Raw genomic sequence first — 23,175 nt, 5'->3', positions numbered from 1 at the left:
CGGTCAGCGCCGGAACGGGCCGCGCACCTCGTACGTGATGCCGCCGGTGCCGGCCCGGGCGCCGCTGGTGCCGCGCTGCGAGGAGAAGTAGAGCCGGCTGCCGTCCGGCGAGAACGCGGGCCCGGTGATCTCCGACTCGGACTGCCCGAGCAGCCGGAGGAACGGCGTCACCACACCGGCCGGTGTGATCACGTTGATCTCCATGTTGCCGCCGTCCTCGGCCACGTAGAGGTCACCGCCGGCGGTGCCGGTGATGTTGTCGACGCCGGTCAGCGGCGCGGCCCCGGCCGGCACCAGCGAGTCGTCGTACGCGAGGTCGAGCCGCTGGTTCACCGCGTCGTACGCCCACACCCGGTTGTCGCCCTTGGTGGTGAACCAGCAGGTGTCGTCGGCGTACCAGCAGCCCTCGCCGCCGTCGAACGTCTGCGCCGCGGCCACCTGGTAGCGGGTGGGCACCGGAAACCCGTCGCGGTCCGGCAGGTCCCGCCAGGTCACCGGCCCGGTCACCTGGCCGTCCGGGGCGCAGAGCACCTGCACCCGGCCGGTGCGCAGGTCACCCCAGGTGTCCGGGACGAACCGGTAGAAGCAGCCGTCCCCCTCGTCCTCGGTCAGGTAGACCACCCGCCGCACCGGGTCGCAGGCCGCCGCCTCGTGCTTGAACCGGCCCATCCGGGTCCGCTCCTCGCCGGCCCGGCCACCGGCCGGCCAGGTCTCGAATACCCGGCCCAGCGGCACCTCCTCGCAGGACAGCCACGTCCCCCACGGGGTCGGCCCGCCCGCGCAGTTGACGTTCGTGCCACCGAGGATCCGGTACGCGGCGGCGATCGCGCCGTCGGCGGCGAACCGCACCGCCGAGGCGCCGCCGACGAGCGGCACCTCCGAGTTGGAGACGTAGATCCAGCCGTCGCCGGCCGGGAAGCAGGCGCCGCCGTCGGGCGCCGGGTGCCAGGTGTACGAGGTGCCCGCGACCCGCTGACCGGAACGCGCGATCACCCGGCTGGTGAAGCCGGCCGGCAACTGGAGGCTGTTGGCGTCGGCGGCCAGCAGGTCGCCGTACGGGCCGGGGCCGGGCTGGGCGGGCTGGGCCGGGGCGGCAGCGGCGGCCCAGAGACCACCGGCGAGAGCGGCGGCGCCACCGGCGGCTGTGGCGCGCAGGACGGTACGACGATCCATCGGGGATTACCTCCCGGGGGGCGGTGGGTGTCCCGTCGACGGTAGGACGAGTAATGCATCGACAACTGCCACTATAGGGTGAACGCGGGGTGACGGCCGTCCGGCGTCAGAGGCCTTCGACGTACCGCTTCGCGTCGGCGAGCGACATGTGCGTGTGCTCCCGCACCACCTTGATCGCCTGGATCTTCTTGCCCCGGTACAGCAGCCGTGCGGCCTCGGCCCGCACCGCGTCGTCGACGCCCTTTCCCGGTGCCGGCGGGCCGGGCGACCAGGTTCCGCCGGACACCAGCACGTCCACCGCCCGCTTCGCGTCCAGCAGCGACAGCCCGGTCTGCTCGCGCAGCACCTTGACCGCCTCGACCGTACGCCCCGCGCGGGCCAGCCGGAGCACCTCGGCCTGCCCGTCGCCCGCCGGGCGGTCCGGGGCGACCAGATCCCGGGGACGGCCGCGCCGCAGCGCGAGCAGGAGCAGGAGCAGGAACACCACCACGACGAGCGCCACCGCGAGCGCGATCTGGACAGCCGGGGACATGCCCGGAACGGTAGCGCCCCAGCGCGAACCCTCCCTTCGTGGCCCTGCCGCCGCTACGCTCCGCGGCATGAGCGAACGCACCGAGCGAAGCGAGGGCCGTGAGCGCATGCCCAACCAGCACCCCATGAGCGACGCGAGTGAGCTGCCGTCCCGCGCCGACGTCGTCGTGGTCGGCGCCGGGCACAACGGCCTGGTCTCGGCGATCCTGCTGGCCCGCGCCGGCCTGGACGTCCTCGTGCTGGAGGCATCCGGGGTGATCGGCGGGGCGACCCGCACCGAGAACCCGTTCCCGAAGGTGCCGGGGCTGCGTCACTCCACCGGGTCGTACCTGCTCGGGCTGATGCCGCCGGAACTGCTGGCCACGCTCGACGTGACCATCCCGGTGCTGCGCCGCGACCCGCACTACTTCCTGCCCACGCCGGGCGGCCTCGGCTCGCCGTACCTGCTGGCCGGCAGCGACGTGGCGGCCGGCCGGCGGCAACTCGCGGAGATGTTCTCCCCCGCCGACGTCGCCGCCGACGACGCGCTGCACGCCGAGCTGGCCCAGTTGCGGGAGGATCTCGCCCCGGCGTGGCTGGCCGAGCCGCTGCCGGTCGAGGAGACCGCCGAGCGTCACGTGCGGCCCGCGCTGCGGCAGGTCTTCGTCGACCTGGTCCGCGGGTCGGTGGCCGACCACCTGGCCCGCTTCGACTTCCGCTCCGAGCTGCTGGTCAGCATGTACGCGGTCACCGACGGGCTGTCCGGGCTGAACGCCGGCCCGGACGACCCCGGCACCGGGCACAACTTCCTGGTGCACAACATGTGCCGGCTGCCCGGCGCGGACGGCACCTGGATGATCACCCGGGGCGGGATGGGCACCGTGTCGCGCACGTTCGCCGAGGCCGCCGAGCGCGCCGGGGCGCGGATCGTCGCCGACGCGCCGGTCACCGCCATCCGGCTGACCGGGGGCGCCGCCGCCGGGGTGACGCTCGCCGACGGCCGGGAGGTCGACGCCTCCGTGGTGCTCGGCGCCTGTGACCCGTACCGGCTGATGGAGCTGCTGCCCGACGGCGCGCTCCCGGCGGAGCTGGGCGCGCGGATGGCGGCGGTCCGCCGCACCGGCACCACGCTCAAGCTCAACCTGGCGCTGACCGGGCTGCCGCGCTTCTCCTGCCTGCCGGACGACGCGCCGAGCCCGTTCGGCTCGACCATCCACCTGCTGCCCGGCTCGGCCTCGCTCGTCGGCGACGGCGGGGAGTCACCCATGACGGCGCTGCGCGGCATGTGGGCGGACGTGCGGGCCGGACGGCTGCCGGACGAGCCGACGATCGAGTGGTACCTGCACACGACCGTCGACCCGTCGCTGTCCGACGACGCGGGGCACCACTCGTCGGCGTTGTTCGTGCAGTCGGTCCCCTACGAGCCGGCCGGCACCACCTGGGACGCGGCGCTGCCCGGGTACGTGCAGCGGCTGCTCGCGATCTGCGAGCGGTACGCCCCGGGCGCCGCCGACCTGGTCGCGGACGCGGTGCCGCTGCCGCCGCCCGGCATCGAGGCGCACTTCGGCATCACCGGCGGGCACATCCACCACGTCGACAACACGGTGTCGTTCACCGACCGGATGCCGTACGCGACGGGTGTGGACGGCGTGTACGCGGGCAGCGCGGGCTGCCACCCGGCGGGCAGCGTGATCGGCGCGGCCGGGCACAACGCGGCCCGGCGCATCCTCGCCGACCTGGGCTGAGTCCTCACGGCGTGTCGGGTGCCTCCTGGCCGGCGGGCGGGAGGTCGCCCGGCCCGCGGACCAGGTAGACGCCGACCAGCAGCAGGTACGCCAGCAGGCTCAGCACCGGGTCGACGAACACGATCGCGAACGCGACCAGGTAGAGCAGCGGACCCAGGCGGAACCGGCGGGCCACCGCCCGCGCCAGCCGCGGGTCGAGGCCCGGTTGCAGCAGCCCGCGGCGGCGCGCCCACCACCAGCTCAGGTTGAAGAACAACGCCTCACCGAGCACCACGCCCGCGTACAGCGCGGCGGTCAGCCGCTGGTCGTCGACGGTGCCGCGCAGGTTGTCCGCGAGCAGGTCGGCGGTGAACGGGATCGCCGCCACGAACATCAGCAGCAGCAGGTTCAGCACCAGCAGCATCTGGTCGACCCGGCGGACGTACCGCCACATGTTGTGGTGGGTCAGCCAGACCTGGCCGACGATGGCGAACGTGATCACGTACGCCAGGTAGGCGCGCCACTCGTGCAGCAGCGCGGCCGGCAGCCCGTCGTCCTGCGGCGTGTCCGGGTCGAACGACAGCAGCTCGACGGCCATCAGGGTGAGCACGATGGCGATCACCGCGTCGCTGAACGCCTCCACCCGGGAGGCGTCGCGCGCCATCTCGTTGCCGCGCCCGAACCGGTACGCCGGTTCCCTGTCCGCACCCGTCACGCCGCCCCCTCCCGACCGATGGTCGCGTGCCGGGGGCGGCGGACGGGGCGGAAACCGTCAGATGGCCGCTTCCCCGGCCGGCGCCGGGGTCTCCGCGTCGGCGCGGTGCGCGCGGATCTTGTGCCCGACGCTGGTCAGGCAGCGGCCGCTGGCCAGGTCGAACTTCCAGCCGTGCAGCTGGCAGGTGAGCTGGTCGCCGTCGACGATGCCGAACCGGCTCAGGTCCGCCTTCAGGTGCGGGCAGCGCCGCTGCACCACCCAGCCGTCGAGCGTGATGTCCTCGGCGTCGACCGCCCGCTCGTGCTCGTCGTACCAGCCCTCGGCGTACTGGAGGCGCTCCTCGGACAGGCACTTGAAGAAGGCGTAGACGAACTCGTTGTACTGGCCGATGCGGGCCGCGGAGAAACGGCAGGACAGGAACAGCGAGTTGACCCAGTCCACCTCGCCGATGTGCAGCAGGTGCTCGATCAGCGCCCGCTCGGTACGGAACCGGTAGCGGACCTTCTCGTCCGCGTACGGCCGGACCTCCTTGCCCGGGAAGTCCACCACGATTGATTCAATGGCCTCACCGCCTGAGCTGTCAGTGCCGACCAGGTCGAAGCGGACCGGGCCGCCGACGCCCTTGGCCAGGTAGATCGACTCGTCCAGCAGCGGCTCGATCCGGCGCTTCATCTCGCCCAGCACGTCGACCTCGGGGTGCCGCCAGGACGCCTTCTCGGCCTCGATCACGCCGCGCTTGCGCTCCCGCATCTCCTCCAGGTGGGCGACCTTGTTCGCGAAGAACTCCTCCACCGGCACCGGGTGGGTGGTGGTCGCGCCCTCGGTCGTGACCTCCGCGACGCTGCCCGGCAGCAGCACGATGCCGTTGGTGCCGCCGACCTTGGCGTACTCGGCCAGGAACACGGACTGGTCGGGGAAGATGTTGCCCTCGTCGCCGAAGATGTCGTTGAACTGCCACAGCTCGTCGTCGAGGAAGCACGGCGGGCCGGCGATCGGGAAGACGTGGTCGGCCTTCAGGTCGTCGATGTAGCGCCAGGTGCGGTCGAACTGCCGGTCCCGCTTCTGCTTGCCGAACGCGGTCTTCGCCGCCTGCGGCAGCTCGTAGACCATCGGGTACCAGATCGCGCCGGAGAACTGGAGCATGTGCGCGTGCACGTGGCCCAGCTCGGCGAACACGCTGAGGTCGGTCGGCCGGGCGTCGTTCTGGTTGAGCAGCCGCACGCCGTCGTACTCGACCCAGAGCGAGGAGTCGCCGATCGGGCCGTCGGTCGGGCTGGTCAACGCCTGGATCATGATCTTCAGGCCGCCGGGCAGCTCCACCACCTGCTCGTTCGGAGCCTTGAGGAACTTGGTGAAGCCCAGCTCCCGGAACTCGTCCTCCATCTCCGAGGTGGGGAACTCGGGCAGCAGGACTGTGGCGTCCTTGGACACGAAGTCACGCAGGTGCTTCGCGTCGAAGTGGTCCCGGTGCAGGTGCGACACGTACAGGTAGTCGACCTGGCCCAGGGTCGCCCAGTCGAGGAGGGAGTTGTCCGGGAAGGGGAACCACGAGGCGAAGTAGGCGGGGTTGACCCACGGGTCGCACAGGATGCTGCCCGCGGCCGTGTCGATCCGCATGCTGGCATGCCCCGTACCGGTCACTCGCACCGCAGTCCTCCTCAAAAAGGCATCAAGGTGTACGTCAAGACGCTACCGGAGGCAGTGTGCTCGCCGTCCCGCGACGCCGGTAGTGGCCATCCGCCCCCACCGGTACGGGACCAACGACCCGGGCCGGCCGGGCCGCCCGGTGTCGCCCGCCCGGGTCATCCCCGGCACAGGAGGTCGGACCCTGCGCCGGGCCCGGTTGGGGGCGTGCCAGACTGATCGGAGATCCGATCGCGAGGGAAGGACCGACAGTGGCAGGAGACGAGCCGGTAACCGCGCCAGATCAGCACAAGCCCGGACACCGCAAGTCCGGACGGATCGGTGCGGTGCTGTCGGCGTTGGCCTTGGTTCTGATGGCGTTCTGCGGGATCGAGGAGGGCCGGGTGGAGCACATCTGGCTGTTCGGGATCGCCGGACTGCTGATCGCCATCGTCATCGGCGACGCCGTGCTGCGCCGCAACGGCCTGCGGTCCTGACGCGCGGCGCCCACGGTAGTGCGCGAAGGGCCCGCCCCCCGGTGAGGGGGCGGGCCCTTCGTCGTCTCGCGGCCGGGGTCAGCGGCCGAGCAGGATGTCCTGCACGTCCTTGAGCGCGGCGTCGACCTCGGCCTCGAAGTAGCCACCGGGCACCAGCCCGAACCGCAGCGTGTCGAGTTCCTTCGGGTTCACCGGCATCGGGTTGCGCCCCTGCATGCCGCCGAGCAGCGTCTCGAAGAACCGGTCGACCTGGTCCGGGTCGTAGCCGCTGCCGAACCGGCGGACCTGGAAGCTGCGCCGGATCTGGTCGACCCGGTGCAGGTCACTGCCGGGCGGACCGGCCATCGGCGGTCCCACCATCGGCGGCCCGGCGACCGGCGGACCCACGAGCGGCGGGCCGGTCATCGAGGGGCCCGGGCCGTAGCCCTGGTCCGGCGGACCGTAACCCGGGTCGGGCGGCCCGTAGCCGGGCTCCGGTGCGCCGTAGCCCTGCTGCGGCAGCGCCGGCGGGCCGCCGGGGCCACGACCACGCAGCTCGCGCTCGGGCATGCGGATCTCGGCGGTCATGTCGGCACGCGCGCGCCGGCCGGCCTCGAACCCGTCGAACCGCTCCTCCTGGCCGTACCCGCCGGGACCGCTGTCCGGGGGACCGTAGCCACCCGGGCCGCTGTCCGGCGGACCGTACCCACCGGGGCCGCTGTCCGGCGGACCGTAGCCGCCGGGGCCGTTGTCCGGCGGACCGTAGCCACCCGGGCCGGGCGGCAGGCCGCGCGGCGGCGGGCCGCCGTGCCCCATCGGCGCACCCGGACCCATCGGGCCCGGACCACCCGGGCCGCGGGGGCCGTCGTAGCCGCCGCGCGGGCCGTCGTAACCACCGGCGAACGCGCCGGTCGGCTCGTCGTAGCGGTTGCCGTAGCGGTCGGCCGGCGGGACGGGCTGAGCGGGCATCTGCCGGGGCGGCATCGGCGGCTGCGGCACCGGCGACATGCCCCGGTCGTCGCGCATCGGCGGGCCGAGCCGGTCGGCCATCCGGGGATCGCCACCGCGCCCGGCCGGTGCGCCACCGCGCTCCTCCAGCTCGGCGAGCTGCCGCTCGACCCGGTCGAGGTGCAGGTCGACCTGCCACTCGTCGTAGCCGTTGAACCGGACCCGGAAGACGACGTCGTGGACCTCCTGGGAGGCCACGGGCGCGCCGATCGGCTGGCCGTCGAGTGTCGCCTCGACCCGGTCCAGGAAGGCATCGACCTCGTCGACCTTGTAGCCCCGGCGGAGCGCCTTACGCCGGAAACGCTGACCCTGACTCGCCACTATGTCTCCTGGTCTCGTACCGCTACGCCGTTGCCGCGCCTGAGTCGCCGTCCGTGTCCCCGGCGGCGGCGAGCTGCCCACAGGCCCCGTCGATCTCGCGTCCCCGGGTGTCGCGCACCGTGGTCGACACCCCGGCGTCGCGCAACCGCCGGACGAACTCCCGCTCGACCGGCTTCGGGCTGGCGTCCCAGCGGCTGCCCGGAGTCGGGTTGAGCGGGATCAGGTTCACGTGGGCCAGCTTGCCGGCCAGTAGCCGCCCGAGCAGATCGGCTCTCCACGGCTGGTCGTTCACGTCCTTGATCATCGCGTATTCGATGGACACGCGACGCCCCGTCGTGGCCGCGTAGTCCCACGCCGCGTCCAGCACCTCGGACACCTTCCAGCGCTGGTTGACCGGGACGAGTTCGTCGCGCAGCTCATCATCGGGGGCGTGCAGCGACAACGCAAGGGTCACCGAGAGGTCTTCGCTGGCCAGTCGGCGGATCGCCGGCACCAGGCCCACCGTCGAGACGGTGATGTGCCGCTGCGACAGGCCCAGCCCCTCCGGTGCCGGGGCGACCAGCCGGCGGATCGCCGCCACCACCCGCGAGTAGTTGGCGAGCGGCTCGCCCATGCCCATGAACACCACGTGCGACAGCCGCGGCGGCGACCCGGCGACCGCGCCGGAGGCGGCCACCCCGGCCAGGTAGACCGCCTGGTCGACGATCTCGGCGGTGGACAGGTTGCGGGTCAGCCCGGCCTGGCCGGTGGCGCAGAACGGGCAGGCCATGCCGCAGCCGGCCTGGCTGGAGATGCAGACGGTCACCCGGTCCGGGTAGCCCATCAGCACGCTCTCCACCAGCGAGCCGTCGTGCAGCCGCCAGAGCGCCTTGCGGGTCGCGCCGTCGTCGCAGGCCAGCTCGCGTACCGGGGTCAGCAGGTTGGGCAGCAGCTCGCCGGCCAGCCGCTCCCGGGTCGCCGCCGGCAGGTCGGTCATCTGCTCCGGGTCGCGCACCAGGCGGCCGAAGTAGTGGTTGGAGACCTGCTTGGCGCGGAACGCGGGCTCACCCAGCTCGGCGACGAGCGCCTGCCGGCCCGGCAGGTCCAGGTCGGCGAGGTGGCGGGGAGGCATCGCGGGCCGGCGGCCGCGGGCGTCGGGGTCTACGGAGATCAGCGGGAGACTCGTCATGGCGCGTCCAGTCTGACACGCTCCCGCCCGGACGCACCCGTCCGTACGTGTCGAATCGCCCCCGGCCACCCGGTCCGCAGCGGGTCGCCGCCGTGACGCATGCCTCAGCTCACCACCGGGACGAAGACGGCGAGCAGCAGGTAGGCCACCGGCACGGCGAACAGGATCGAGTCGAGCCGGTCCATCAGGCCGCCGTGCCCGGGCAGCAGGTTGCTCATGTCCTTGACGCCGAGATCCCGCTTGATCATCGACTCGGCGAGGTCACCGAGCACCGCCGAGACCGAGATCGCCATCCCGAACAGCGCACCCCACCAGGGGGCCACGTCGAACAACGCCCACAGCAGCGCGGCGCTGCCCGCCGCCGCGGCCGTCACCGAGCCGGCGAAGCCCTCCCAGGACTTCTTCGGGCTGATCGTCGGCGCCATCGGGTGCTTGCCGAAACTCACGCCCGCGGCGTACCCGCCGGTGTCGGAGAGCACCACCGCCGCCAGCGTCACCAGCACCCGCAGGGCCCCGTCGTCGGGCGCCGCCGCGAGCATGGCCGCGAACCCGGCGAGGAACGGCACGTACACCGCGATCAGGGTGGCCGCGGTCAGGTCGCGCTGGTAGTTGCCGGGCCCGTCGCCCAGCCGCCAGATCATCGTGCCCAGCACCGTGACCAGCAGCCCGAGGCACAGCGCGTCGGGGCCCGCGTACCAGGCCAGGCCCACTGTGATCACGCCACCGGCGACGAGCGGCGCCAGCGGCGGGTGGGCGCCGCTGCGGCGTACCGCGCGGGCCATCTCCCAGATGCCGATCCCCACCGCGGCCGCGAGCACGGCGAGGAACGCCGGCATGAAGAAGAACAGCGGCACCACGACCGCCGCGCCGAGGGCCACCCCGACGCCGATCGCGGCCGGCAGGTTGCGCCCCGCCCGGGACGCCTTCGGTGCGGTGGTCGGCGGACGCTCCGCGCTCGCCCGACGGCGTCCCGGCCCGCGGCGGCCGGCCGGCGGCTCGGGCTCGGGCGTGGGTGCGGGCTCGTCGCGTACCGCCGGGATCTGGTCGGTGGGCTCGTCCCGGACCGGCGCGATCTGCGCGGTCGGGTACTCGTCGTCGCGGGCGGGCTCGCCCCACGGGCCGTCGTGCTCCGGCCCGTCCGGCCGGGCGCGGTCGCCGGCCGGCGGTCCGTCGTACCGGCCCGGGCCGTCGTGGTGCCGCGAGGTCGTCGGGTACGGCCCGGCGTACGTGTCCGGACCGGCATACGTGTCCGGAGCGGCATACGGGTCCGGGCCTGCGCCGGGACGGGCGTAGGTGTCCGGCTCGGCGGGGCGGGTGTGCGCGGCCGGGCCGGGCCGCCACGGGCCGGGCTCCAGATCGGTGTCCGGCCAGGGCAGGGCCGGGGCGGCCGGGCGGTCCCAGCCGCGCGACTCGGTGTTGCCGTAGGGGTCGGGGTGGGACATCACGCACCGGCAGCCGGTACGAGAGCCACCACATGACGCAAGACCAAGACCATCCCCTACCGGCGTGAGACTTCCTGTTTTACCGACCGAGGGCCGGGCGACTCCCGCCGTTCACCCCGTGGTGGTCGGGAATCGTGCCGAGCCTACTGCACCCGCCGCGGCCCCGAGGGTGTGTGCCGCCGGGCACGACGACGGCACCGGGCCGCCGCCCGGGCGGGCGACGGCGGCGCGGTGCCGTGCGAGGTACGCGGGTGCTCAGACCTCGAGCAGCTCGCTCTCCTTGTGCTTGACCAGCTCGTCGACGTTGGCGACGAAGCGCTGGGTCAGGTCGTCCAGCTCCTTCTCCGCGCGCCGGCCCTCGTCCTCGCCGACCTCGCCGTCCTTGACCAGGCGGTCCAGCTCTTCCTTGGCCTTGCGGCGGATGTTGCGGACGGCGACCTTGGCCTCCTCGCCCTTCTGCCGGGCGACCTTGATCATGTCGCGGCGCCGCTCCTCGGTCATCTGCGGCAGGACGATGCGGAGCTGGTTGCCCTCGTTGTTCGGGTTGGCCCCGAGGTCCGAGTCGCGGATCGCCTTCTCCATGGCGCCCAGCTGCGAGTTGTCGTACGGCTTGATGATCACCATGCGCGGCTCGGGCACCGCGATGGACGCCATCTGCGGCAGCGGGGTCGGGCTGCCGTAGTAGTCGATGACGATCCGGGAGAACATGGCGGCGTTGGCGCGTCCGGTACGGATGCCGCCGAACTCCTCCTTGGCGTGCTCGATGGCACGCTCCATCTTCTCCTCCGCCTCGAGGAGGGTGTCGTCGATCACCGGTCTCCTCGCCTCCTTCTGTCGCTCGTCGTGTGTGGTGCGGGTGCTGCCGTGGCAGAGGGACCGCTGCCGGTCCGGCGGGCCGGTCAGGCGGTGATCAGGGTGCCGATCTTCTCGCCGCCGACGGCCCGGACGATGGTGTCGTCGCCCTGGGCGCCGAAGACCAGCATCGGCAGGCCGTTCTCCATGCAGAGGCTGAACGCGGCGGCGTCGGCCACCCGCAGATTACGGCGCAGCACCTCGGAGAAGGTGATCGAGTCGAGCTTGCTCGCGGTCGGGTCGATCCGGGGGTCGGCGGTGTAGACCGCGTCCACGCCGTTCTTGCTCATCAGGACCACGTCCGCGCGGATCTCCAGCGCCCGCTGGGCAGCCACCGTGTCGGTGGAGAAGTACGGCATGCCGGCGCCGGCGCCGAAGATGACCACGCGGCCCTTCTCCAGGTGCCGGATCGCGCGCAGCGGGATGTACGGCTCGGCGACCTGGGCCATGGTGATCGCGCTCTGCACCCGGGTCTCGATGCCCTCCTTCTCCAGGAAGTCCTGGAGGGCCAGGCAGTTCATGACCGTGCCCAGCATGCCCATGTAGTCGGCGCGGGCGCGATCCATGCCACGCTTCTGCAGCTCGGCGCCGCGGAAGAAGTTGCCGCCGCCGACCACCACCGACACCTGCACGCCGCGGCGTACCACTGTGGCGATCTGGCGGGCGATGCCCTGCACGACGTCGGGGTCGACGCCGATCGCGCCGCCGCCGAAGACCTCACCGGAGAGCTTCAGCACCACCCGGCGGGACCGACCGGGCGGAGGGGCGGTCGGGTCCTCCGCCGCCAGGCTCCGGTCACTCACAACCTGCGTCATCCGCCCCGCCCCTTCTCCCCGCGCATCGCGCGAGCGTCGCGTACGTGCCCCTGCCGACCCTATGTGACGAGGAGGCCGCGGTGCCTGTCGCGTACACCGGCGGCCTCCTCGTCGACGTTCTCCCCTGTGCCCGGGCCGGACGGCCCGGTGCGGCGGCTCAGGCCTGGCCGACCTCGAACCGCAGGAAGCGGGTCACCTCGATGCCGGCGTCGGCCAGCACCTGCTTGACGGTCTTCTTGTTGTCGGCGACCGACGACTGCTCCAGCAGGACGAAGTCCTTGAAGAAGGCGTTGACCCGGCCCTCGACGATCTTCGGCAGCGCCGCCTCGGGCTTGTTCTCCTCGCGGGCGGTCTGCTCGGCGATGCGCCGCTCGGACTCGACGGTCTCGGCCGGCACCTCGTCACGGGTGAGGTACTTCGGCCGCATCGCGGCGATCTGCATCGCCACGGCGCGCGCGTCGGCGTCGGCCGCCTCGTCCGTCTTGCCGGTGAACTCGACCAGCACGCCGACCGCCGGGGGCAGGTCCTGGCTCTTGCGGTGCATGTAGACCGCGGTGGTGCCGTCCAGCTTGGCGAAGCGGTTGAGCACCAGCTTCTCGCCGATCTTGGCGGACTGCTCCTGGATCAGGTCGGCCACGCTCTTGCCGTCGATGCTGCTGGCGAGCAGCTCCTCGGCGTTGGTGGCGCCGCTGGCCACGCCGTGCTCGACCAGCTGCTGGGCCAGCGCGATGAACGCGTCGTTCTTGGCGACGAAGTCGGTCTCGCAGTTGAGCTCGAGCAGCGCCTGGCCGGAGTGGGCGATGAGGCCGTTGGCGGCGGTGCGCCCGGCCCGCTTGCCGACGTCCTTGGCGCCCTTGACGCGCAGGATCTCGACGGCCTTGTCGAAGTCGCCCTCGGCCTCGGTCAGCGCCTTCTTGGAGTCCATCATGCCGGCGCCGGTGAGGTCGCGGAGCTTCTTGACGTCCGCGGCGGTGAAGTTGGACATGACTCTCTCTTCGGTGTCAGTGAGGTGGTCTGGGGTGCTGGTTACCCGGTTCCGGGCCGGTTCTGCCCGGCGTACCCGTCGCGTCCCCACCGCCGGAAATCCAGCCGGTGGGGACGCGACGGCGAGATCACTCCGCGGAGGCGGTCGCCGGCTGCTCGGCGGCCGGCGCGGCCTGCTCGGCGGCCGGCGCGGCCTGCTCGGCGGCCGGCGCGGCGGCGGGCTGCTCGTCGGCCTTCTTCGGCTCCTCGAGCAGCTCGCGCTCCCACTCGGCCAGCGGCTCGTCGGCGCCGACCTGGCCGGCCTCGGGCTTCTCGTCCGCGCCCCGGTTGCGGCCGGAGCGGGCGATCAGACCGTCGGCGACGGCGGCGGCGACGACCTTGGTCAGCAGCTCGGCCGAGCGGATGGCGTCGTCGTTGCCCGGGATCGGGAAGTCGACCTCGTCCGGGTCGCAGTTGGTGTCGAGCACCGCGATGACCGGGATGCCCAGCTTGCGGGCCTCGTCGACGGCGATGTGCTCCTTCTTGGTGTCGACGATCCAGACCGCGGCCGGGAGCTTCTGCATGTCCCGCAGACCACCGAGGGTCTTGGTGAGCTTGATCTTCTCGCGGGAGAGCTGGAGCGTCTCCTTCTTGGTGTAACCGGCGGCGGTGCCGCTCAGGTCACCCAGGGCCTCCAGCTCCTTCATCCGCTGCAGCCGCTTGTACACGGTCTGGAAGTTGGTCAGCATGCCACCGAGCCAGCGGTGGTTGACGTACGGCTGGCCGACCCGGGTCGCCTGCTCGGCGATGGCCTCCTGGGCCTGCTTCTTGGTGCCGACGAACAGGATGCTGCCGCCACCGGCGACGGTGGTGCGGACGAACTCGTACGCCTTCTCGATGTAGTCGAGCGTCTGGCGCAGGTCGATGATGTAGATACCGTTGCGCTCGGTGAAGATGAAGCGCTTCATCTTCGGGTTCCAGCGCCGGGTCTGGTGCCCGAAGTGCACACCGCTTTCCAGCAGCTGACGCATGGTCACGACGGCCATGGTGGGTTACTCCTACGTTGTCCCTGGTTGTCCGTCCGGCCGGCGGCCGGACGCCTGGCGCCCGGTCGCCGGCCAGGGTGGGCCCGATACGTCAGACCGGGACCAGGGAGGCCGTCGCCCCACGGAGGAGACCGTGGAGAGGGCACGCGAGGTCGACCGCACGAGGCGGTCGCCAGTCGACCAGTGTACGCGCCCTCCCCGCTGCCCGGCCCCCGGGTGCGGGAGGCCGCCTTGACCGACCCAGGGGACGGCCTTGATCGACTCCGCCTTGATCGACTCCGGCCTTGATCGACGCCATTACGGCGAAGTGGCGGTGTCAACCTGTCGGTGACACCGCCACTCCGGCGTAATGGGGTCAGCGGGCGTTCGCCGCTCAGCCCGCCGCCAGGGCGGCGGCCAGGAACAGGACCAGACCGACGGTCAGATACGCCGTCGGCGGGCGCAGCCAGCCCCGGCTGCCGTCGGCGAGCGCCAGCCCGCCGGTACGCAACCCGTACAGGCCGGTGCCGAAGATCGGCAGCCCGACCACCAGGAAGATGCCCACCACCACGTGCGACGTCGACACCGGGTCGCCGAACAGGCCGTGCAGCAGCACCCGCACCGCCGGCACCTCCAGCACCAGCACCATCACCGCCAGCAGCACCGCCAGCGCGGGGCGCCGGGTCCGGTAGACGCCGTCACCGGGCGGCGGCCCGTCCGGACGCGGCAGCACCGCGGGCATCGGGCCGGTCGGCATCTCCAGCGGGTTCGGGGTCGCGGCCGGCTGGGCCGGGCCGCCCGGACGCTCGCCGATCCGCAGCGGGGTGGCCTCGCCCGGGTTCAGCCGTGCCGCGGCGGTCGGTTCGGCCCCGCCGTCCGGGCCGGTGGTTCCCGGTGCCGGCTCGACGACCGGGTAGCCGCCGATCGGGCTGAGCCGCGGCTTGTCGACGCCGGCAGCGCTCCGGGCGTCGACGCCGGGGCCGCCGGCCGGGTCGCTGCCGTGGGCGATGAGGCCGTACGGGTCGGTGCCGGCCGGGGCGGCGCCGGTCAGCGGGGCGGCCGCCGGCGTACCGAGCGAACTCGACAGCGGGTTGCCGTGCGCGGCGGTGCCGAGCGCGTCGACGCCGCTGCGGGACACCGCGCCGAGCGGGTCGTCCGCGCCACGGGCCGCCGACTCGCGAGCCGCGCGGCGGCCGGCGCGCGATCCGGGCAGCTCACCGGAGACCTCCGGGTCGTCCGGCCGCTGCGACCGCCAGCTGCTCGTGTCGTCCACCAGCGGATCGGCGGCGGAGTACCGGCCCGGCTCGGCGTACCGGCTGTCACCGGCGCGCTGCTCGGGCGTGCGGTAGTCGTCGTCGCGGTAGCGGGGCTCGCCCGCGGCGCGCCAGTCCGACTCGTATCCCCGGTCGCCCCATCGCGACCCCTGCTCATCCTCGGAGTAGCTCCGTCGTCCGTCCACGACCGGCACGGTATGCGACCGGCTCCAGCCGCGCCATCCGGGCCCGTCCGGGGTGTTATCCCAGCTCGAACGGACTTTCTCAGATCATCGACCCGTCACTTGCGGTGATGCGGGAGCCCGGCCGCAGCGGGAAGCGCGCCCCGGCCGATACCTCCGACTGGGGCGCCACTCCATCCACACATTGAGCCTTTTCCACTGGTCTTGCACCTCAGGGCCGGTGGAAAAGGCTCAATGTACTCGCATTTCACGATGCCGTCTGACGGCGGCCGCGACGGCAACGCTGGGTGACCGCCCCGAACCTGTATGGACTACTGTCAGCGCTCCGCATCCACCTCATGCACGGCCACGATCAGATGCAGCACATCAAATACGGGTAGCCACCCGGCCGCAAGAACGGTTACGGGAACGAAGGAAGTTGAGCGCGATGACGCTTAGAGATGGCCGACTCCCGCAATCCAATGTCCTCGCGTTCTTTAGCTGCGATTAGTTCCGGCCGAAGCGCCGAATAGTCAATTTCGGGCTTGATATCGATGGCATAGTAAGTCTCACCGTTTGCCGTCTCCCACGACGCGCCAAAACTAGACAGGAGCCGCTCCAGGTCGACGCGATACTCGGGCAATTTGACAAGAATCTGCACTGTCGAGTGCCCCGATTCCGAGATCAGCCTTTCAAATACAATCTCGCGCCGGTCGCTGTCGGGACGGACGAGGATAATGTCTCCGTATGCAACTCCTCGACAGTAGAAGGGCACATTGCGTAGAGCCAGGTTCAGCCTGGTTTGCGTCTTCGCGGCCCACAGTCGCTCGTAGCCGACGGGCGGCCATGTTGGACTCTCCTCCGGAAGGTCGAAGACTACCTGGAACAAGCGCTCCCTGGAAGCGAAGCTATCGGTCACTAGTCCTCCAGAAGATCACGGAGTTCGCCGTCCCATACTTCTAAAGGCTTAGTACTCTTGTCCCGATTGCAGCGCCGGCAGCTAACTGCGCCGTTATGCGCACCTCCGTGTCCACCTGCCGCACGTGGTTCAACATGGTCAATTTGCGCATCATCCGGCCTGCCCGGCACCCCACTTTGCGATGGCCGACGGACCACATCGCGTCCGCAGTACTCGCACTTGAGAACGCCGCCGTTGGCTTTGAGATTCGCCTCGTATACCTTCTCGCGTTCTGCGTCAGTGAAGTCCAACCCCTCCCGGCCGCAGTTGTGGACCAACACCGGGGTGTTACCGGCGATGACATAGTACGTGTGAACGACGGAAACCGTCAGGTCGCGCATCGCCTCACTGCCGCTGAAGTTGCGGACCTTGACGACGTTCACCGTCGACCCGTCCGCTGCGAGCAGCCCTTCGGCGGACTTGAGCTCACCCGCGCCGACCCACTGCTTGCGGGTGACGCTCCAGAACGGGTGGTGCTGCGTCGTGTCGATCGTCGACACAGCGCCCTTGCCGTCGCGGACGACCAGGTCGGTCAGGGCGTCGTCCTGGTTGATGTGCAGCTTCTCCACCGTCTGGGCACTGGTAGCCCCGCGCTCGGGGTCGTGGGCGAGGACCTGGTCGCCCTCCCGCACCTCGGCGATCGGCTGCGTCGTCCCGTCAGCCATGAGGACAGGGGTGTCCGGTGAGAAACTGTGGGTCGGGCAGCCACCCTTTGAACTGGGTGCGCCTCCACCGTTGTCCCCGCCGGTCTTGCCCTTGGCAGGCGCGACGGGCTCCTTCTTCGGAGGTTCAGGCGTCTTCGACGCCGGCGGCCGCGGGGTCTCGCGAATCGCCTTCTTTAGCTCGGCCATCTCTCTGGCTTCGGCCGCCGGATTGATCGCCGGAGGCTTGCCCCACCGCACGCGCGCCACGACTGCGCCGGCCTTGTCGGCTCCCCAGTCGATAACCTTCTTGCACCACTTGCCGATCTTGCACGCCCAGTCGAGTCCGGGCACGGTCGAGACGCCGGACAGCGCGGCCTCCCGCCAGTTTCCTTCGGTGGCGTAGACGACTCCGTTGACAACGTCGCATCCGGCGCCCACGGGAAGGTACAGGCCGCAACCCTCAAGAAACTCGTGCGTCTTCTGCCGGCCGGTCTTCTTCGCGGGCCCACCACTGCCGTCGTAGCGGGTGTCGCCCTGGCCTTGGCCGCTCGTGCCCTCCGTATAGTTCTGGCACGCATAGCCCCCGAGACCATGGTGATTGCACATGCCGAGGCTGAGATCGTCCGTCGGGTTGAGGTACTCGGGGATGATCAGACCGCTCGGGTCGCTGAACGTGACCGGGTTGTTCGACGCGTAGGTGTACGCGGCCAACTGCTGGGGGTTGCCCGGGTCGTTGATCGGGTCGACCGAGATGAACCGGCCGATGGTCGGGTCGTACTCGCGGGCTCCGAGGTGGGTCAGGCCCGTGGGATCCTGATAACCGCCGAGAAATCCCTGCTGGTTGGGCCAGGTAACCGCCGCGCCCCGTGGCGCCCCGTAGGGCGTCTGGCGGCGCTGGGTGATGGTCTGGTTCGTGTCGTTGGCGATGCTGACCTGCGAGGTTCCCTGGTGGTCACTGGCCAGCCAGGTGATGCCGGTGACGGTGCGCTGCGCCACCACCTCTCCGCCGAACGAGTAGTAGCGGGTGGCCGTCACCTGCCCCGTGGTGCCGTTCTTGCGGATCTCCTGATCCCCGAGGAACAGAGTGCTTCCGGTGGGATCGGTGGCGATGAGCCGGTTGCCGCCCGCGTCGTAGATGTAGGAGCTGGTGCCGGTGCTGTCGGTCACCGATGCCAGGTGCCCCTCGACGTCCCAGGTGAGGGCCTGCTGCCCGGACTTGCCCGGCCGGCTCTTCATGTTGCCGGTCTCGTCGTAGGTGTACGAGCCGGTGGTGGTGCCGGTGCTGTCGGTCCTGCTCCATCCGTTGAGCCGGTGCGGCTGTGCCGCGCCCGTCGCCGGGTAGGAGTAGGACGTCGTCACAGTGCCGGTCGCGGTCCCGCGCTCGATCTGGGTGAGACGATTACCGATGCGGCCCTTCGGGTCGTTTGGCGCGCCGAACGACCACTGCTGCCAGTACGGTGCCGGGCCGCCCAGTTCCGTCTCGGTCTGCGGCTTCGCCGTGCAGTCGAAGGAAGCCGGAGTCCACGCCTCGGTGAGCCGGCGCTGGTGGTCGTAGGTGAAGCACTGGGTGTCGCGTGGTCGAGCACCCGTGTTGTCGTCGATCTTGGTGATGTTGCCGCTGGCGTCGTAGTCGTAGGACGTGTTCACCACGTACGACGGTGCGACCGAGCGGGTCACCGAACTGCTGCGGACCCGGCCAGTGGTGTCGTCGTACAGGTTCTTGCTCTGGACCGACTTCGCGCCCGTCAACGCGGTGGCACGGGTGATCGTGCTCAGTTCGTGCAGGTTGCTGTAGCCGGCGTCGACCACGTAGTAGGTGGCGTCGATGTAGTCGGTGGCCAGCCGGTCCAACATCGCGTACGTGGTGTCGTACTTGTAGTTCAGCACCTCCTGGTCGAGACCACCCGCGGCCGGGACGGTGAGGGTGTTGGGTGAGCCGTCCCCCAGGAAGGTCGCTTTGGACGTGAAGCTACAGGTGACCTTGCCGATACCGCAGAACCCGGCCTGCGACGACGGAAGCGTGAGCTTGGTCTGCGTCGGGTTGTACATCTTGTCGACCGACACGACCTCGGAGCGGTACTCCTCGGACCCGATCCACCGTGACGACGACTTGGTGACGCCCTTGACCGGCGAGTCGTAGGTCAGCTCCGTGCGCTTCTGCCCCGTCAGGCTGCCCTCACGGGTGGTGAGCGGCCGTCCGACCTCGTCGTAGGTGTACCAGAGGTCAGGCGTGTCGGGGCGGGAATCAGTGGTCCTCTCCAACTCCCCCAGGGTGTTGTACTGCTTCGAGGCGGTGCCGGCGTCCGGGTCGCTCGACGAGACCAACCGGCCCTGGATGTCATAGGTGTAGGACCAGGTGTTACCGGACGGGTCCTTGACCGTGGCGAGCTGCCCGACCGGGTGGTAGGTGTACTTCGTCTCGTCGTAGGTCCCGGTGGCGGTCCGCCCGTGGTACTGCCACAACTTCTCCGTCCGGCCGTACGGGTCGGTCCACACAGTGGTGGCGGCCTGTCCGACCGGCGGCTCCACGGTCACGTGGTCGCCGTGGTACGTGGTCGAGGTTCTGGCCTTCTCGACCTGGACGCTAGCGACCGAGCCGAGCAGCAGCGAGTGGGTCTGACGGCCGGCGTTGTCGTAGAGAGCCCGGGTCTGGCTCGGCACGTCCTGGTCGAGCCGCGACCTGATGGTCGTGGTCTCGATCGCGCCGGAGTCGTAGTAGGCCGAGTTGGACTTGTAGATGCGACCGGCCGCGTCATAGAACGTCTCGGTCATGATCCGGCCGGTGCCGTTGGCCGGTTCCTGTGTCTGCCGCTGGCGGCCCAGCGCGTCGAAGATCATGTACGAGGTGTCGTTGCCGCCGAGGGCGTTCAGCGCGGTGGTCACCACGTACGACGGCGCCGTCTTCGACAGCGTGTAGGCGTAACTGGTCGACGGGGCGCTCGGGTAGGTGGCACGCGCCCGGTTGGGCAACCACACCTGGAGAGCGCGGCCCAAGGCGTCGTAGGTGTACTCGGTGACGTAGTTGTTGACGTCGGTGCTCTTGAGCGCGAGGCCGGTGGCCGGGTCGAGGTCGACAGTCGTGGTCCACTGCAACGGGTTGGTGGTCGTCCGCTGGATGACCGGCCCGCCCGTGGCCGGGACGTACGATGTCGTCGTCTTCTTCCCGGCGATGTCGGTGACCTCGGTCGTACGGCCCCGAAGGTCGTACTTGGCCGTCCCCACCTGCTGGTAGGTGCGGTTGCCGCCGGCGAAGGCCACGATCTTCTCGGTCGTGGTGAGCAGCCCCTTGTCCGGTGCCGTGCCGTACGCCTGCCCGTCGTAGCTGAACCGGACGTCGCCGAGGATCTGCTGCTCGCTGGTGGGCGTGGCGGAGCAGGCCCCGACCCATCCGTTGATCCGCTTGACCGGCGTGAGCAGCCACCGGCTGGTGTTGCGGATGTACTCGGTCTTGCTGCACCGCTTGTCGCCGGTGGGGCTGCCGTCGGGGCTGTCCTCCTGGGTGGTCGGCATGCCGTAGTCGTCGAAGTCGGTGGTCGACGTGCTGCGCCGCCAGCCCGAGTCCGTGGCGGTACGGGAACTCACCGTGCGTACCCGGGTATACCGGGATTCGGCGACCGGGCTTCCCGCCCGGGTGGCCGTCGCCTCGGAACGCCACATCGTGTGGACGGTCGCGGACAGCACGTTCCCGCCCAGCCAACTGATCGTCTCGCGGGGTGAGCCGCTGAAGTGGTCGTAGTCGTTTACGGCTCCGCCTTCGAGGCCCTGCACCTGCGTCGTGCGGGTGCCGCCACCGGCGAGCTTGTCGCCGTACATCCCCCGGTAGTAGAGGGTTTCGGTCTTGGTCCGTGCGGCGCCCTCACCGACGTAGGTCACCACCCGGGGAAAGCCACGCCACTGCGACCAGGTGCGGCGGTCGTCCGGGGTGATGCCGGTGTCGTCGTCGTAGTGCCACAACGCTTCGTTGTCGTTGTTGAGGTACTCGTACGCGGTGCGCAGCGGCCTCGACCCACCGGTGGGGTCGATCTGCTGGACCTCCTCGACCACGTACTTGTGGAAGAAGTCGGTGACCTTGTCGGTATACCCGGGGGGTGTCCACTTGACGGGGTAGCAGAGAAGCTTGTTGCTGTCCAGCGCGCCGACCGAGGGCATCACGCTGCCCCTGACACACTGCGGCTGCTTGTAGGTGACGAAGATCTGTCCGCCGGTCTCCAGGGTGATCAGGTTGACCCGGTGCCAGTTCATCGCCAGGGCCCAGTCGCTCCCGGCGGCGTCCACCCGGTTCTGCATCTGGATGCCGGAGAAGGTCACCTCCGGGGTCGTGATCGTGCCGCCGTTGAGGCCCTTGTGGGTGATGCCGTCGAGCCAGAGACCGGCGCGCGTGCCGTCACCGGGGTCGAGAAACGCGTGGCGCAAGGTCCACGAGTCCGCCTTCTGGTAGGCCGAGGCGGACGCCTTCCACGCCTTGGTGGTGATCTCCGTGGTGCGCTTGGCGGACCAGAACGTGGGAGAGCCGTTGGTGCACGGGTTGGTCGACGCGGTGCAACTCTGGTCCCAGGGAGTGTCCGGCCAGTTCGTCGCGTTCTTCGTGGTGCAGTTCTGCAGACACCGGTCCACGTTGGTGAACTCGATACGTCCCGGCACGTTCTCGATGTACGGCGACGTGGCGGCGTACTCGTTGTTGTCCCGGTTGTCGCTGCCGTAGTCGATACGGGTCAGGTAGCCGGCCCGGTCGTAGACCATGGGCGTCGCGCCCGCCAGGTTCTTGGCGTAGTAGTTGGTCTCCTTGGCCCACCAGTAGGACATGGTGTTGCCGTGGATGTCCTGGACGTAGTCCAGATTCCACCGCCAGGCCTGCGGCTCCCCGTTGCAGTCGGAGGCGGCGAAGGTGCCGGCGTTGCAGGGCTCACCAGGGTTGTTGCCGTACACCGGAACGGTGAGTACCGAGTTGGTCGTCGGGCGACCGGTCGTCCAACCGGGAAGCCGGTGGCGTCCGAACCAGTACTGGGTGCCGTCGGTGCCGGTGACCTTCCAGTATTCGTTGTCGTTGTCGCCGTTGGCGTACTCCGACGCGGTGAGCAGTTCGACCTTGGTGCCGTTTTCGCTGCGGGGATGCCAGGTGCCGTCGCTGCCCTTGAGCAGCTCGACGGTACTGCCGTTGAGCGACATGACAGCGTTCTCCGGGCCCCAGCACAGGTCCCCGGTCTTGACCGAGTTGTTCGCGTTGCCGCCCATGTCATCGGCGCACGCCTTATAGCGCCGCTCGACGAAGCCCGGTGAGTATTCGAAGCCCTCCCCGAACAGGCTCGGCTGGTTGTTGCTCGCCGCGTGCCGGCCGTCCACCGACTGGGAGGAGTAGCCGAGACCGACAGTCGGTTCCGGCCCGCCGGGGCCCGGCGGGACACGCATCGGGTACGACCACTGGAAGCTGCCGGTGGCACCGCTGTGGCTCCACGACGACGTGGAAGCGAGGCTGGACGCGGCGAAGTTGCCAGCTCCACCGGAGGGACCGGCGGCCAGGGCGAAGGCCGCGGCGGACCGGGCCTCGGGCACCAACACGGTGGTGGTGACCGTCCGGGTCCGCACGTCGTTACGCGAGTTCAACGGTGTGCCGTGGCAGTCCGCCGCGGTCGGGGTGCTCAGGGCACAGTCGGGCAACTGCGCCAACCGCAGTCTCGACGCCCAGTCGCCGCCGTACGCGGTCGCGAAGGCGGTGTAGTCGATACCCACCTCGACCGGGACGGCCGCTCGCACTCCGTCAGCGCGTCCGAGGCGTACCAGCAGGCCGTTGATGCCGACCGCTTCGGCCTGGGCCTTCGGCAGGACCTCGACCCGGACCTTGGCGGGCGCGGCCACCGCGGTGCGGCTGGTCGACGACGCGGTAGCCGACCGGACCGTGACCGGCAGCGACCCAGCCCGGCTCGGCGTTGCCGCTGTGCCGGCGGTGGCCGCCAGTGACACCTCGGCCGAACCCGCCGTCGGCCAGACCGGTGCGGGACGCCGCACCTTGGCCGCCGCGGCGTCCTTGTCGGGAATCCGCTTGCTGGACGCGGCCTTGTGCAGCGGGGCGGAGGAGTACCGCTGCGGGTCGAGGTGGGGGGTTTGCTCCGGCCGTTCCGCGCGAGCCGGCAACTGGCCGCCGAGCGTGGCGGCGAGGACCGCGGCCAAACCCGCGACGAGGGTGCGACGGGCGCCCCGCCGCACCGCGGCGCTGACCCGCATCCGCCCTCCGCCTGGCTGCGGTCGGCCGGTTCGATCGATTCTCATTTCTGCCCTTCAAGAACGAGAGGTTGCCGCACCTGCGTTGCGGACAGGACGGGTAGACG

At 70.8% G+C, this 23,175-nt stretch carries 16 protein-coding genes; 2 read left to right on the top strand and 14 right to left on the bottom strand.

The annotated features are described in order from the left end of the window. Window positions 1-3 precede the first annotated feature (3 nt). Together EAD96_RS21015 and EAD96_RS21010 are read right to left on the bottom strand one after the other, a co-directional pair. On the bottom strand, window positions 4-1,173 hold the full coding sequence (locus tag EAD96_RS21015) for an alkaline phosphatase PhoX (RefSeq protein ID WP_121685504.1): 1,170 nt from the start codon (window positions 1,171-1,173) through the stop codon (window positions 4-6). Window positions 1,174-1,279: 106 nt separating this feature from the next. Beyond that, window positions 1,280-1,705, bottom strand: a complete 426-nt coding sequence (locus EAD96_RS21010) for a 50S ribosomal protein L7/L12 (protein ID WP_121685503.1) — start codon at window positions 1,703-1,705, stop codon at window positions 1,280-1,282. A 124-nt stretch (window positions 1,706-1,829) separates the two neighbouring features. On the opposite strand from EAD96_RS21010, the gene EAD96_RS21005 reads away from it, so the two are divergent. Beyond that, the gene (locus EAD96_RS21005) at window positions 1,830-3,428 is read left to right on the top strand and encodes an NAD(P)/FAD-dependent oxidoreductase (RefSeq protein WP_121685518.1); all 1,599 of its coding nucleotides are present in this window, start codon (window positions 1,830-1,832) and stop codon (window positions 3,426-3,428) included. Between the two features lie 4 nt (window positions 3,429-3,432). Here EAD96_RS21005 and EAD96_RS21000 read toward each other — a convergent pair whose 3' ends face one another. Next, window positions 3,433-4,071, bottom strand: a complete 639-nt coding sequence (locus EAD96_RS21000; RefSeq protein ID WP_199733249.1) for a TMEM175 family protein — start codon at window positions 4,069-4,071, stop codon at window positions 3,433-3,435. 108 nt (window positions 4,072-4,179) lie between these two features. Continuing rightward, complete coding sequence (locus EAD96_RS20995) at window positions 4,180-5,769, bottom strand: Rieske 2Fe-2S domain-containing protein (RefSeq protein WP_121685501.1); 1,590 nt, start codon at window positions 5,767-5,769, stop codon at window positions 4,180-4,182. A gap of 248 nt (window positions 5,770-6,017) precedes the next feature. Between EAD96_RS20995 and EAD96_RS20990 the strand changes: the two genes are divergently transcribed. Beyond that, the gene (locus EAD96_RS20990; RefSeq protein ID WP_081635946.1) at window positions 6,018-6,242 is read left to right on the top strand and encodes a hypothetical protein; all 225 of its coding nucleotides are present in this window, start codon (window positions 6,018-6,020) and stop codon (window positions 6,240-6,242) included. Window positions 6,243-6,320: 78 nt separating this feature from the next. Here EAD96_RS20990 and EAD96_RS20985 read toward each other — a convergent pair whose 3' ends face one another. The 10 genes from EAD96_RS20985 to EAD96_RS20940 all read right to left on the bottom strand — a co-directional run bounded on the left by EAD96_RS20985 (window position 6,321) and on the right by EAD96_RS20940 (window position 23,071). Then, entirely contained in the window at window positions 6,321-7,550 is a 1,230-nt protein-coding gene (locus EAD96_RS20985; RefSeq protein WP_121685500.1) for a DivIVA domain-containing protein, read from the bottom strand. A 22-nt stretch (window positions 7,551-7,572) separates the two neighbouring features. After that, complete coding sequence (rlmN, locus tag EAD96_RS20980) at window positions 7,573-8,718, bottom strand: 23S rRNA (adenine(2503)-C(2))-methyltransferase RlmN (protein ID WP_120571158.1); 1,146 nt, start codon at window positions 8,716-8,718, stop codon at window positions 7,573-7,575. Window positions 8,719-8,822: 104 nt separating this feature from the next. Next, window positions 8,823-10,160, bottom strand: coding sequence for a phosphatidate cytidylyltransferase (locus EAD96_RS20975; RefSeq protein WP_120571159.1), 1,338 nt, complete (start codon window positions 10,158-10,160; stop codon window positions 8,823-8,825). A gap of 255 nt (window positions 10,161-10,415) precedes the next feature. Continuing rightward, complete coding sequence (gene frr, locus EAD96_RS20970) at window positions 10,416-10,973, bottom strand: ribosome recycling factor (RefSeq protein WP_091419619.1); 558 nt, start codon at window positions 10,971-10,973, stop codon at window positions 10,416-10,418. 86 nt (window positions 10,974-11,059) lie between these two features. Beyond that, window positions 11,060-11,827, bottom strand: a complete 768-nt coding sequence (gene pyrH, locus EAD96_RS20965) for a UMP kinase (RefSeq protein ID WP_013284607.1) — start codon at window positions 11,825-11,827, stop codon at window positions 11,060-11,062. 157 nt (window positions 11,828-11,984) lie between these two features. Continuing rightward, a complete protein-coding gene (tsf, locus tag EAD96_RS20960) occupies window positions 11,985-12,812 on the bottom strand; it encodes a translation elongation factor Ts (protein WP_120571160.1) in 828 nt (275 codons plus the stop codon). Window positions 12,813-12,939: 127 nt separating this feature from the next. Beyond that, window positions 12,940-13,836: a 30S ribosomal protein S2 gene (rpsB, locus tag EAD96_RS20955; protein ID WP_121685499.1), complete on the bottom strand. Its 897-nt coding sequence runs from the start codon at window positions 13,834-13,836 to the stop codon at window positions 12,940-12,942. A 373-nt stretch (window positions 13,837-14,209) separates the two neighbouring features. Continuing rightward, complete coding sequence (locus EAD96_RS20950; RefSeq protein ID WP_233586117.1) at window positions 14,210-15,274, bottom strand: hypothetical protein; 1,065 nt, start codon at window positions 15,272-15,274, stop codon at window positions 14,210-14,212. A 397-nt stretch (window positions 15,275-15,671) separates the two neighbouring features. Further along, complete coding sequence (locus EAD96_RS20945; protein WP_199733246.1) at window positions 15,672-16,169, bottom strand: DUF4265 domain-containing protein; 498 nt, start codon at window positions 16,167-16,169, stop codon at window positions 15,672-15,674. Further along, the gene (locus EAD96_RS20940; protein WP_121685498.1) at window positions 16,169-23,071 is read right to left on the bottom strand and encodes an RHS repeat-associated core domain-containing protein; all 6,903 of its coding nucleotides are present in this window, start codon (window positions 23,069-23,071) and stop codon (window positions 16,169-16,171) included. Before EAD96_RS20940 ends, EAD96_RS20945 begins: the two co-directional genes overlap by 1 nt. Between the last annotated feature and the right edge of the window lie 104 nt (window positions 23,072-23,175).

It is taken from the genome of Micromonospora sp. BL1 (genome assembly GCF_003667485.1).
GTDB classification, from domain to species: Bacteria; Actinomycetota; Actinomycetes; order Mycobacteriales; family Micromonosporaceae; genus Micromonospora; species Micromonospora tulbaghiae.
Note: the sequence above shows the minus strand (reverse complement) of the source record. Positions and strands in the feature narration are given on the sequence as shown.